At 30.9% G+C, this 12,967-nt stretch carries 13 protein-coding genes; 5 read left to right on the forward strand and 8 right to left on the reverse strand.

The genetic code is table 11. The features are described from left to right. The first annotated feature begins 25 nt into the window (after positions 1 to 25). Complete coding sequence (locus tag VDP25_RS14095) at positions 26 to 223, forward strand: hypothetical protein (RefSeq protein WP_334470840.1); 198 nt, start codon at positions 26 to 28, stop codon at positions 221 to 223. A gap of 51 nt (positions 224 to 274) precedes the next feature. Here VDP25_RS14095 and VDP25_RS14100 read toward each other — a convergent pair whose 3' ends face one another. Next, positions 275 to 1,213 carry a LysR substrate-binding domain-containing protein gene (locus VDP25_RS14100; RefSeq protein ID WP_215924476.1) on the reverse strand — a complete coding sequence of 313 codons (939 nt, stop codon included), beginning with the start codon at positions 1,211 to 1,213 and terminating at the stop codon, positions 275 to 277. Between the two features lie 104 nt (positions 1,214 to 1,317). Here VDP25_RS14100 and VDP25_RS14105 point away from each other — a divergent pair, with 104 nt between their 5' ends. Continuing rightward, positions 1,318 to 1,797, forward strand: a complete 480-nt coding sequence (locus tag VDP25_RS14105) for a Dps family protein (protein WP_215924477.1) — start codon at positions 1,318 to 1,320, stop codon at positions 1,795 to 1,797. Between the two features lie 71 nt (positions 1,798 to 1,868). Here the strand turns inward: VDP25_RS14105 and VDP25_RS14110 are convergent, their stop codons facing one another. Beyond that, positions 1,869 to 3,185, reverse strand: coding sequence for a hypothetical protein (locus tag VDP25_RS14110; protein WP_334470844.1), 1,317 nt, complete (start codon positions 3,183 to 3,185; stop codon positions 1,869 to 1,871). Positions 3,186 to 3,318: 133 nt separating this feature from the next. Here VDP25_RS14110 and VDP25_RS14115 point away from each other — a divergent pair, with 133 nt between their 5' ends. The 3 genes from VDP25_RS14115 to VDP25_RS14125 are packed head-to-tail and all read left to right on the forward strand — an operon-like array spanning position 3,319 to position 7,103. After that, positions 3,319 to 3,831 (forward strand): RNA polymerase sigma factor, encoded by a 513-nt coding sequence (locus tag VDP25_RS14115; protein ID WP_334470846.1) that lies wholly within the window; start codon positions 3,319 to 3,321, stop codon positions 3,829 to 3,831. 48 nt (positions 3,832 to 3,879) lie between these two features. After that, a complete protein-coding gene (locus tag VDP25_RS14120) occupies positions 3,880 to 4,800 on the forward strand; it encodes a FecR family protein (protein WP_334470848.1) in 921 nt (306 codons plus the stop codon). A gap of 2 nt (positions 4,801 to 4,802) precedes the next feature. Then, positions 4,803 to 7,103, forward strand: coding sequence for a TonB-dependent receptor domain-containing protein (locus VDP25_RS14125; RefSeq protein WP_334470850.1), 2,301 nt, complete (start codon positions 4,803 to 4,805; stop codon positions 7,101 to 7,103). Between the two features lie 77 nt (positions 7,104 to 7,180). Here the strand turns inward: VDP25_RS14125 and VDP25_RS14130 are convergent, their stop codons facing one another. The 6 genes from VDP25_RS14130 to VDP25_RS14155 all read right to left on the reverse strand — a co-directional run bounded on the left by VDP25_RS14130 (position 7,181) and on the right by VDP25_RS14155 (position 12,967). Beyond that, positions 7,181 to 7,597, reverse strand: coding sequence for a DUF2141 domain-containing protein (locus VDP25_RS14130; protein ID WP_334470852.1), 417 nt, complete (start codon positions 7,595 to 7,597; stop codon positions 7,181 to 7,183). Between the two features lie 172 nt (positions 7,598 to 7,769). Beyond that, entirely contained in the window at positions 7,770 to 9,101 is a 1,332-nt protein-coding gene (locus VDP25_RS14135; protein WP_334470854.1) for a DUF58 domain-containing protein, read from the reverse strand. Between the two features lie 43 nt (positions 9,102 to 9,144). Further along, positions 9,145 to 10,143 (reverse strand): AAA family ATPase, encoded by a 999-nt coding sequence (locus VDP25_RS14140; protein ID WP_334470856.1) that lies wholly within the window; start codon positions 10,141 to 10,143, stop codon positions 9,145 to 9,147. Continuing rightward, positions 10,125 to 11,348 carry a DUF4350 domain-containing protein gene (locus VDP25_RS14145; RefSeq protein ID WP_334470858.1) on the reverse strand — a complete coding sequence of 408 codons (1,224 nt, stop codon included), beginning with the start codon at positions 11,346 to 11,348 and terminating at the stop codon, positions 10,125 to 10,127. The genes VDP25_RS14140 and VDP25_RS14145 overlap by 19 nt, the downstream gene beginning before the upstream one ends. After that, a complete protein-coding gene (locus tag VDP25_RS14150; protein ID WP_334470860.1) occupies positions 11,345 to 12,079 on the reverse strand; it encodes a DUF4129 domain-containing protein in 735 nt (244 codons plus the stop codon). Before VDP25_RS14150 ends, VDP25_RS14145 begins: the two co-directional genes overlap by 4 nt. Then, positions 12,080 to 12,967, reverse strand: coding sequence for a hypothetical protein (locus VDP25_RS14155; RefSeq protein WP_334470862.1), 888 nt, complete (start codon positions 12,965 to 12,967; stop codon positions 12,080 to 12,082).

Genomic DNA, 12,967 nt, shown 5'->3' on the forward strand with positions numbered 1-12,967 from the left:
TTAAACCTAAAACTAAAAATAAACTATGGCGAGAGCGATGTACGAGTACACTAAAATTGTACTTAGCAAAGTGAGTTTTGATGCGACATTATTCTGCAAGGAAGTACAAAAAGCAGTTAGGCGATTACTGCCTCACGAACTTGAAGAACTTAGAATATATATTCAGTCCCTAATCAATCAAAACCCGGAATTAAATCAATGTTTAATTTATTTAAAAGCATAAAAAAAGCGTCCCAATAACCTTGGGACGCTTTTTTTTAGTTTTAATCTTTTATTACTTAGCCTTTGGGCTAATAATTTCTACATTCTGAAATGCAATTGCACCTCTAATGATACCAGAAATAACATCGTGTAATGCGTTGATGATTTGCATTTTTAATTCACTTTTATGATAAATAATACTCACTTCTCTAGCAGGAGAGGGCTCTTTAAAGTGTCTTAAATTAGGGTTTAATTTTTCTCTCACATCTAAAGTGTGTAAATACGGCAATAATGTCATGCCCAAACCTTCATTAGATAATTTTATGAGCGTTTCTATACTGCCACTTTCCAATTGAAAATTTTCATCAATTTGATCTTTAAATGTTTTACAGAGATTAATAACGCCATCTCTAAAGCAGTGACCATCTTCTAAAAGCAGCATGTCATCAATACTTAAATCAGAAACTTCAATGGTTTTTTTGTCTTTTAATCGGTGGTTTTCTGGGATGTAAGCCACAAAAGGTTCATAATATAAAACACGCTCTTTTATATTGTCACTCTCTAAAGGTGTGGCTGCAATAGCGGCATCTAAATGGCCATCACTAAGACGCGTTAAAATTTCTTCAGTGGTTAATTCTTCAATTTTTAATTTAACTTTTGGGAATTTCTTTATAAAATTCTTTAAAAACATTGGTAACAATGTTGGCATAACGGTAGGAATAATACCTAACCTAAACTCACCACCTATAAATCCTTTTTGTTGATCTACAATATCTTGAATTCTATCGGCTTCATTTACAATGTTTCTGGCTTGAAAAACAATTTTTCTTCCAACATCTGTTAATTCAATTGGTTTCTTACCTCTGTCAAAAATAGTAATGTCTAATTCGTCTTCTAATTTCTGAATCTGAGTACTTAAGGTAGGTTGTGTTACAAAGCATTTTTCTGCTGCTTTGGTAAAATTCTTATGTTCTGCTATGGCTAAAGCATATTTTAGTTGTGTAATGGTCATAACTATTAATTTAGACTATAAAAGTATATAAAGTATTCATAAAAACTATACGAAATAAGGCTTATTTAAATCGTAACTTTGAATAAACAAAAAAACAACACATTATGACACTTAATAGCATCGGTTTAGATACCGAAAAAACAAAAGTATTAGCTGATGAATTAAACCAGTTATTAGCAAATTTTCAATTGTACTACCAAAATTTAAGAGGTATACATTGGAACATAAAAGGACGTGGCTTTTTTAATCTTCATGTGAAATTTGAAGAATTATATACAGATGCGAACCTTAAAGTAGATGAAATAGCAGAGCGTATTTTAACACTAGGCGCTACGCCATTACATACCTTTGAAGACTACACTAAAGCGGCAAAAGTACCGGTTGGAAAAAATATTTCTAAAGATGAAAAAGCAGTTCAACTAATTGTAGATTCATTGTCAGAATTATTGAAAATAGAAAGAGGAATTTTAGAAACAGCTGGAGAAGCTAATGATGAAGGAACTAATTCAATGATGAGTGATTTCATTACTGAACAAGAAAAAACGGTTTGGATGATGAAAGCGTGGTTGGGTGAAACTGTATAATCAAGATAGAATAAAAGCAAAATCCCCTCAGTAATATTACTGAGGGGATTTTTTTTTAACAAAAATAGCTATTAATCACATTCACGACTCACAATCATTTCGTCTCCATTATTAGACTGAAGAGTTATTGAGCAAGGAAGGTCACAGTCTGCTATTCTCCATTCTCCAGTTGCTTGTTGTAAATCTGGGCCAGAGAAGCTCATTGAAAGCATGTTGCCAGATGTTGGATTCTCTTCCACAGACCATGTTCCAGAAAAAGTAGATCCACTAGACATCCATTGTAAAGTTCCATTAGAATTAAACGTGATTTCATAAACGTTTAAATCTTGAGAACCATTGTAACTGTTAATTGTCCATCCTGTAAAACCTTCTAAGGCATCGGATATGGCTGTTGGTAAACAAAGATCATTACTAGAATTACAATATACAAGGTCAAATTCTGTATAACCATCGCAGAATGCGAGACAAGCATTATTATATACAAATGTTATGATACTACCATCTAGTTGTTCAATTTCCACACAAACAGGATCAACATTTGCAGGACAAGGACAGTCATAACAGCTAGTAATTAATGCATCCATGTCATCTGAGTTATTAACTTCTGCTGTATCTCCATTTTCTAATGTTACAGTAAGTGGATACACAAAGTCAAAATGATACATATCGTAAAGCGCTGTTCCTAATTCTTCATCAGAATTAACAACAACAGTATTGTTGTCTAAAACAATTGATATAGGATAGTTTAAAGTAAAACAGTCACTACCAATTGGATTATAATCTTCTTCACAGGTATCTAAAAAGTCTTCTTCTGTAAATCCATCACAAGCAGCATAACATGCATTAGGATACGTTACTGTAAATATAGCACCACTAGGGTCAGAGATTTCTACACATACAGGATCGTACACTTCGTAGCATTCGCAAGGTTCAGCCACATTAAAGTCGCAACTTTCTAATAATGCAATAAATTCATTTTCGTTATTAATTGTAACAATTTCAATAGCATTTGTAATATCACTATAGGTTTCAACATTAAACGGAAAAGCAATACCATTAATAAATAAATCTTCAGTAGAATTTAACATGATGTCTATTAAACCTTCTAAATCTGCAACTGTAACCGTTGTTCCGTTGTTATAAGCTAAGTTTAATGGGTACACAAAATCGAAACAAAAATCTAAAACAATGTTTCCTGCCGGATTGTTGGGTTGTGTTACATTTCCGCTATCATCAAATTGAGTTCTTAGTTGTAAGAGTGCATTGGTGATAGATCCACTTTCTTCTGTGTGTTGTTGTTCCTCGATTACCGATTCGTTGTTAGTACATGAGGTTAGCACCATAAGTGCCATCACAAGACTAAATAAGGTTAGTTTTAATGTTTTCATTTTGTTGAAATTAAAAAGGTTAAAATTAAATTATCGAGGTTAATCTACTCTAAGACAACACACGTTTTAAAAACCCTACTTTTTTCTCAAACTATTTTTTTCATAGTTTTGAATGCAAAAATAAATTAATTCAATGTCTAAAAATAGCCGTAATATTTGTCATTCTAAAACCTTTGAGTTTATATACAATACTTACGCAAAGGCAATTAGGCGTTTTTTGTTTTTTAAAACACAAGATGTTGAAGCGGCAGAAGATATATTGCAAGATGTTTTTGTTAAGCTTTGGGATAATTGCAGTAATGTAGATTATGATAAAGTAAAAAGTTATCTCTATAGCATAGCAAACAACATGTTTATAAACGAAAAGAAACATCAAAAAGTAGTGCATAAGTATAACGAGAATCATAAAAAGCATGATACCAATGAATCTCCAGAATTTATTATGCTCGAAAAGGAGTTTATGGAAAAACTCGAAAGAACCATTGCGTCATTACCAGAGAAACAGCGTGAAGTATTCTTATTAAATAGAATTGAAAAGAAAAAATATAAAGACATCGCAGACATGCTAAATATCTCCGTAAAAGCTGTTGAAAAGCGAATGCATCATGCTTTAGTTGTAATGCGAACAGAAATAGGAAAAGTTTAAATTTAAGTAGGGTTTTTAAAATGTGTGTTGTCTTAGTAATAGAAGAAAATGGAAAGTCAAAAATCAAATATAGATAAAGATACGTTTTTAGCACAATGGCTAGAAGGTGAGCGCTCAGATATGGAGTTGAAAAACTTAGTAAATGATGACGACTTTAATGCTTATAAAAAACTAAAAAAAGGAATTGAGGTTGCTGAACAATTGGATGCTCCAATTAATTTGAGTTATGATAAAATTCAAAAACGTATTTCTACTAAGCAACCAAAAGTCCGATCATTATATAAAACTTGGACCATTGGTATTGCTGCTTCTCTTATTTTGCTCTTTGGATTGTTTTCTTTATTTGGAAATGATAATGTAATAGTTGAAACTGGTTTTGGTGAAAACAAAACTATTGCACTTTTAGATGGTTCGGAAGTAATTCTTAATTCTAAATCTAAAATAACTTATAATAAGAGTGACTGGACAACGAATAGAGAATTAACCTTAGAAGGTGAAGCTTATTTTAAAGTGCAAAAAGGAAATACATTTACCGTTAAAACAGCCAATGGTTCAGTATCTGTTTTAGGGACACAATTTAATGTAAACTCTACAAGTGATTTTTTTGATGTGGTCTGTTATGAGGGAAAAGTTAGCGTTAAAACTAATGCTTCAGAACACCTCTTATTACCAACTAATAGTGTTAGAAAAATTAATGGTTTTCCTTCGGAGAATTCTGTAACACAATTTATACAACCAACTTGGATAACTGGAGAAAGTACTTTTAAAAGTATACCTATTAAGTATGTTATTTCCGCACTAGAAGAGCAGTACAATATTACCTTTAATACAGAGTCCATTGATGGATCAGTGTTGTTTTCAGGTAGCTTTCCTCATAATAATTTAAATGTCGCTTTAAAAACGGTTTTTGAAACTATGGACATAAAATTTTCTGAAAAAGAGAAACGTAACATTAAACTTAGATACTAAAGATGAGGTTAATCTATTTCTTTGTTTTAATGTTACTCCCATTACTAGCCTTTTCTCAAGAAGAGGCTTTTTACATTCAATTTACAGACGAAGATATTAGAGATGCATTCACTAAAATTGAAGATAAATACAATGTCTTGTTTTCATATAAAGATGAAGATTTAAGTAAAAACCGTATTACTATTAAGCGAGAAAAAAGAACTCTTTTAGAGGTGTTAGCAGCTATTAAAGATGTTACAGGTTTAAATTATAAAGTGTTAAATAATCGCTACGTTATTATTAACCAAAATTCAGAAAAAGACGTTGATTTTAATGCTTTAGATAAAGTGGTGATTCGTAGTTATTTAACTAAAGGAATTAAAAAAAACAGCAATGGTTCTTATAATATACAACCCGTAAAACTTGGTATTTTACCAGGTCTTACAGAACCAGATGTATTAGAAAGTATACAGTTATTGCCAGGTGTTTTAAGTCCTAATGAAACAGCCACGAGTTTTTTTGTTCGTGGTGGTGCTTCCGACCAAAATAGATTAATTTGGGATGGAATTACTATTTACCATAAAGGTCATCTTTTTGGTATGATTTCACCTTTAAATCCAAATGTTACTTCAGAAATTAAATTTATTAATAAAGGTGCTCATGCGCGTTATGGAGAGCGTTTGTCTAGTGTGATTGATGTCTCATCACGTACTGATATTTCTAATGAAACAACAGCTGAATTAGGTTTTAATGGTATTTCTGCAGATGCACTTTTAGATATTCCAATTATAAAAGATAAATTAAATATTCAAGCGTCTTATAGAAGAAGTTATATGGATGTTTTTGAAACAGTTACTTTCAATCAATTAGCGGATAAGGTTTTTGAAAGCACTAAAATTAAAGATATTGAAAACGGTAATAACGATTTTTTATTTTCAGATTATAACGTCAAATTAAATTATAAGCCTAATAAAAAGAATCGGTTATATGCGAGCGTAATTTCAATTGAAAATCAATTAGATTACAGTGTAAACGATTCAGAAAATAATACGTCTTATACTGATAGGTTAATGACGACAAATACGGGTTATGGTTTGGGTTGGAGTATTGATTGGAGCAAGAAAATAGCGCAAACGACAACAGCATTTTTTTCAGATTATAAATTGAATTATAATTTCATCACTAAAGAAAACAACGAACAAACTTCAGATTTTGAAAAACGAAATACAATTTATGACTCGGGTATTTCCTCTGAATTACGTATTAATGTTTCAGAGAATAGCAATGTCACCTTTGGTTATCAGTACACATTAAAAGATGTTGCTTATGCGTTTTTAAATACTACAAATTTGGTATTTGTTTTAGATACTGAAGATAACATAGTACAAACGCATAGTTTATTTGGTAGTTATGATTACAGTAATCTAGAGCTTATTGATGTGTCTGTTGGTTTGCGTGCGAGTTACTTTGAGGAATTAGATGCTGTAAGGTTAGAGCCCAGATTACAAGTGTTTAAATCAATAGTTAAAAACTTAAAGTTTCAAGCTACAGCAGAAATCAAAAATCAGATTATTAGCGAAATAGATGAAACTATTCTTAGTGATTTATCTTTAGAAAACAGAGTTTGGAGACTCGCAGATGGTAGTGCGTTTCCTATTATTAACAGTCAGCAAGTTTCATCAGGCTTTATATATAATAAGCAAGGTTTTAGTATTGATGTTGATGCTTATTTTAAAAAACTTAAAAATATTACAGCATTATCATTAGGATTCTTAAACCCAGAAAGTAATAACTTTAATATTGGGAAACAACGTGTTTTTGGTGTTGATGCTTTTGTAAAAAAACGATTTAATGGGTTTACTTCTTGGTTAAGTTATTCGTTTAATCGTTCTAAAAGTAACTTTGATAATTTAAATGATGACAGGGATTTTACTTCAAAATCTAATGTTACACATGCTGTATCTTCTGCAGTTAGTTATAATCTTAACGGGTTTCAATTGGCATTAGGTTGGAAATGGCAAACAGGAAAACCTTATACCATATCACAACAAGATGGTGATGGGTTGGTCTTTAATGAAGGTATAAATACAGGTGAATTGCCAAATTACCATCGTTTAGATTTTTCTTCAACTTATAGCTTTAAATTCTCCGAGCAAAATAAGCTAAAAGGTAAAGTAGGATTTTCAGTCAGAAATATTTATAATAGAAAAAACTTAATTAGTCGTGAGTATACTGGAAACAATAGCTTAAATGATCCTATAAAATTAATTGAGAAGTATGCTTTAGGTATTACTCCTAATTTAATGTTTCGGGTGTATTGGTAATAATAGATTGATATAAAAAAAGCCATTAATTTCTTAATGGCGTTCTGATTTTATAATTTGATTGATGCTGATGCTTTTTAGAAACGAATATTTAAATCTAAGTTTTTATCTGCAACTGTAAATTTTGCATCATTATAATTTGGTGGTCCAAAAGCCATAGAGTTATTAGACATACCATAAGATTCTAATGGCATTCCATTTTCTCTAAAGTCCATTTTACTATTCTCATTTTCATCATGAAAAGCAATAATAGCATAGTCGCCTGGGTTAACATTTTCAAAAGTGACTGTAATTTTTCCATCTTTTATTTTAGATTGGGCACTCATGAGTCCTTTTCCTTTCATAAATGTGTCTACTGTATGTAAAGATAATTTAACGGTGCCTTTATCGCTTGTTACGTTATCTATAGTTACAGTGATGCTTGTTTTAGAGTCCTGAGAAAAGCTGAATAAAGTTGTTAATGCTAAAGCGAAAGTTAAAAGTAAATTTTTCATGATTTAAGTTTTTAATGGTTAGTGTAAGATCCTGTTCTTTTTTGTTGATGATTCAAATATCTAACAAACACTTCAGTTTATATAATTGACTTTACTGAATTGTAATTTTATACAGATGAACTGTTATTCGGGTTAAAAACTTATGAGTTACTTTTTAAATTTAGAAAAGTAATTACAAAAGTCCACGAGCTTTAATTTCTAAATACTTATTAATAGTATTAATTGTTAAATTCTCGGGAGCCGTTAAAATAGACTGTATGCCGTGTTTTTGAAGCTCTTTGACCATCAATCGTTTTTCAAAAGCAAATTTTTCGGCTATGGTTTTATGATAAATGGTTTGTAAATCTTCTGCATTTTCATTTAAGATTGTATCTAATTCTGTATTTTCAAATAAGACAACAACAAGCATGTGTTTTTTAGAAATGGCTTGCAAGTAGGGCATTTGACGCTTTAAACCACTAATGTGTTCAAAATTGGTGTAGAGTAGAAGCAGGCTACGATGGGTAACTTTTCGTTTTAATTGCGCATAAAGTAAACCAAAATCGCTATCGGTAAATTGTGTGTCTATGTTGTATAAGGTTTCTAAAATACGGTTGAGGTATGTTAGCTTTTGAATGGCAGGCAAAAAGGTTTCAATCTTTTTTGAGAATGAAATCATACCAACTTTATCATGTTTTTTTAAGGCTACATTACTAAAGGCCAAGGTTGAATTAATGGCATAATCTAATAGTTTTAAGCCATTAAAAGGCATTTTCATTATTCTACCAGTATCAATGATAGAGTAAATAGGTTGTGATTTTTCGTCTTGAAACTGATTTACCATCAACTGTGCGCGTTTTGCCGTGGCTTTCCAGTTTACGGTTCTAAAATCGTCGCCTTGGACATAGTCTTTTATTTGTTCAAATTCTGAAGTATTACCAATACGTCTAATTTTTTTTAAGCCAATTTCGGTTAGTGCGTTACTTATGGCTAGAAAATCGTACTTCTGCATTTGAATAATGGATGGATAAACCATTACCATTTGCTGATTTTGAAATTTATATTTTCGTTTTATAATTTTTAAAACAGATGATACAAATATATTGAGGTGGCCAAAGTAATATTCACCTCTATCTACAGGTCTTGCTAAATATTCAAAATTGTGATTCTGAGTTGGATTTAAAGAGGTTTGGTAAGAGAAATCCCGTTTTTGGAATTGTACAGGTAACTCGTCAATAACGTCTAAATGGATTTTAAAGCCATAATTATTGGTTATTGTAATTGGAATAGGGTTGTTGTCACTATTCGAAAATTTATCGGGTAAAATTCGCCTTGCATTTAAAGCGTTTTTTGGTTGATAGAGTAGTAGTATGTCAATTAATAATAATACAATTATGCAAATAGTTAATATCCAGGCTACAGCGTATAAAACAGGGATCCAATACGATAACAGAAAGCATACCGATGCCAGAGCTATATACATATAGAGCTGTTTGTGTATGTATAATGATTTTAAAAATTTCATATTTGCTTACTGCTTACTGCTTACTGCTTACTGCTTACTGAGACTATCGTGGCACTTCAACCGATTGTACAATCATTTCAATTACGTTTTCTGTAGTCATACCTTCCATTTCGCGTTCTGGCGTTAAGATAATACGATGGTTAAGTACAGGGTTTAACGATTTTTTTACATCTTCTGGAATCACAAAATCACGTCCGTTTATGGCTGCAAAAGCTTTGGCTGTATTTAAAATAGCGATCGAAGCTCTTGGCGAACCACCAAGATATAAATGTGGATGATTTCTAGTTTTAGAAACAATCTCTGCGATATATTTAATGATTTTTTCTTCAACAAGAATTTCTTGTGTTTTGCTTTTGTAATCTTCTAATGAAGCGACATCTAAAATGGCATTAATTCTTGTTTGTGGTTTCTCGCCTTTGCGTTCGTGATGTGAGGCAATAATTTTAATTTCATCTTCTAAAGACGGATAATCTACTTTGATTTTAAAAATAAAACGGTCTAATTGTGCTTCTGGTAACGCATAAGTTCCTTCTTGTTCAATAGGGTTTTGAGTTGCTAAAACCATAAAGGGATTCTCAAATTTATAGGTCGTGCCATCTATTGTAGCTTGACGTTCTTCCATGGTTTCAAATAATGCAGCTTGCGTTTTGGCAGGAGCTCTGTTAATTTCGTCAATAAGAACGATATTTGAAAAAATGGGACCATTTTTAAATTCAAATTCCGAAGTTTTCATATTTAAAATAGAGGTTCCTAAAACATCACTTGGCATTAAATCGGGTGTGAATTGAATTCGGCTAAATTCTGTTTTTAATACTTTTGCAAATAATTTTGCTGTTACGGTTTTAGCAATACCAGGAACACCTTCTATAAGAACGTGACCATCTGCCAATAATGCCACAATAAGTAGTTCTACAAAATGATCTTGCCCAATAATAACTTTTCGCAATTCGGCTTTAATACTTTCTACAGCATTTTTTAAACCTTCTAATTGTATTCTATTATCAAAATTTAAGTCGTCGTTTACTATGTCGGTATCTTCCATTGATTATGGGATTTAAATTGTTCTATTAAGCTATTTAGCCTTTCTAATTCGATATTACTTATTTCTGTTTTTTGATCTAAACTTCTAATAAGTTTAAATAAAGTCTGTGTGTCTTCAAGTGTATTATTACTTCTTGCAGCTAAGTTTTTTAAAAAACTAGTGTTTATGTCTGCAGTTGATAAGTGCATTGTATTTCTAATATACTCTAAAAAATGATGAATTTTATGTTGCGCAATATCTTTATGCTTTCCGTTTTCGTAATACATATTGGCAATCGTTTTGGTAAAGTCTACAGTCTGATTTTTTAAAGGTTTTATAATTGGGATGGCACGTTGTTTTCGTTTACCTTCGAAAATAATATAGATTAATGCTCCAATTAATACCAGATAATAGGCCCATTTTAAAGATTTAGTATTTAAAAATAAATACATTGGAGAAGTGTAAAAGGTCTTTCCTGTCTTGTAATAAGTGTCTACATAAATTGGCTTACTGGTATCTATATATGATAAAAGTCCTGCGGTATAATTTTGATTAGGGGATTGTAATATAAAGTAATTAGTAAAAGCCTGAGGAAATGTGTTTAGTATAATTTCACCTTTACCAAAGGGCTGTTTTATACTGCTGATTAAAGAATCTTTAATTGGTTTGTTTGGACCTCTGTATTTATCAATTAATCCAATAACTGAAGTTTTTAGAGTGTCAATTTTATTAAAATAATAGAATGTTGTTGCTTTTTCGTACTTATAGGACGTATTATTAGCTAACAAAGGGTTTACTAGTTTTACTTGATATTTGTTATTAAAATTGTCAATAATATTTACGGCTTTAGTATCTAGGTTTAAAGTATCTAGTAATTTATGTTCAAAACCAACGGCAGAAACCATTAGTGTGTTTCCTTTGCTTACCCAATCTAATAAACTATTTAATTCTTCGTTTCCAAAGTTAATTCCTCCATTATAAAACAGATAAGTTCCATTAATAGTGGTGTTTTTTAAGTACTCAAAAGGCGGTCTGTCTATAATATTAACAGTATCGGCAACACGTTTTAACTGCTCATTAAAGACATAAGAGCCAAAAGGGATTTTATGATGTGTAGCATAAGACGGAAACCAATTGAGTTGTTTAGGTTTGGTCATTTCTATTACAACAATTGATAAAATTGCGAAAGCCACAAGTACGATATATAGTTTTCCTTTTTTACTCAAGGTGCTGTAATTGTTTTATTTAAATTTTCGAAAGGCAATTTTAAAGTTTCAAACTTTATAGCATCGACATTAAACTCTCCGTACCATACATAATCATAAATTCTAGTGATATTTTTAAAATCGATTTTTAAATGATCTTTTTCAATTTCATTGATGTAATCTTCATTTGTTTTTTGAGGCTGCCATAAAATATGATCGCTTTCAGTTAATTGTTTTAAAGAAAGTAGATAGTAATACCGAATGGCCAATCTGTAATTTTTTTGCTGAATAGCATCTTTTATCAAAGCATTAATATCTTCATTTTTAATGATTTGTTCTTCTTCAGTAAACGATATTGAGGCTTCTTTTTTTGCTTTGGTTATTAGGTTGTTTGAATTAACTTTTAGGAAAAACCGAATTAATAAAAAGATTAAAACGCCTAATAATATATAGGGCAAAATTCGAAACATAAAGTAAAGAAATCCTGTGGCAGTGCCAACACCAAAAATAGATTCCCAAAACTTAATAAGGAAGTTTCTTAGCCATCGTTTTGCTTTATCAAAAAAGTTTTCTTCGGCTACAACTTCGGTATAATTAAAATCGTCATCGGCTTTATACGTTTCTAAGTCTTTTTCGGAAATGTGTTGCTTTTCTATTACGGAATCATCGTATAATATAGGTTGCTCGTTTTGTTGCGCAAAAGAAAATTGCCCAATACAAAAACAAATAAGAAACCATTTATATACAAGCATTTAGTCTTCTATTTTTCCAATTTCACTAATACGATCATAAGTTCCAGTAAAGTTTGTTTTTTCATGCAGATGAAAATATATAATAGCTCCACCAACAATTAAAATGATGTTTAAAAAGAACTGAAAGAATGTGTTAAGCACATTCAAGAAAATGAGAATAGGATCTTGAGAAAAAGTACTCATATTAGCGGGATCAATTTCGCCAGAAAAAACACCTGTACTAATTAGAGTATAAATAACTGTAGGAATAGAAAAGACCATACCAAGAACATAATAAATTATACCTAAAATAAGGAATGCTCCAAAAGCGGTCCAGAAATCTATATTTACTAATTTAAAACTCTGACTATATGCATCTGATGTAGAACGTTTAGGTTCAAAAACATAAATACTAAAGACAATTGCCATAGGGATCATTGCGTAGAATACAGGGAGAAAGCAAAGTAAAGCAGCTATAAATAAGGTAATACCTTTTAAAAAGCTTAACCCTAAAAAGGACCAAAACGACTTGTGTACATTGGTTTTTACCTCTGTTGGATCAACAACCCCTTTGTTATCAACATAGGACTTTATATAAAAAAGAACAGAAGCTACAGTAAGTATATATGCTGCAATTGCAGAAATTAAGTAAAAAATGGCTGTGGTTATTATAACAAAAACACTCGAAGAGTTAAAACTAGGCTCTCCAAAAGAGCTAAAGTTAAGGACATCTCCAGAGACATAATTGTAAGCTGCAAGTGCAATCATAAAAACAACAATAGCAGGACCTGCAATATTGACAACTGTTTTTATAAAAGGTTTAAATTCGTTTCTAATAAATCCAAAAGTATCACTTAAAATACTACTAAAATCGCGTTGTTTTCTAAATTCAATGTATGGTTTGTTCAT

Origin of the sequence: Winogradskyella sp. ECml5-4 (assembly GCF_036903175.1) — a bacterium.
In the GTDB taxonomy this organism is placed as follows: Bacteria; Bacteroidota; Bacteroidia; order Flavobacteriales; family Flavobacteriaceae; genus Winogradskyella; species Winogradskyella damuponensis.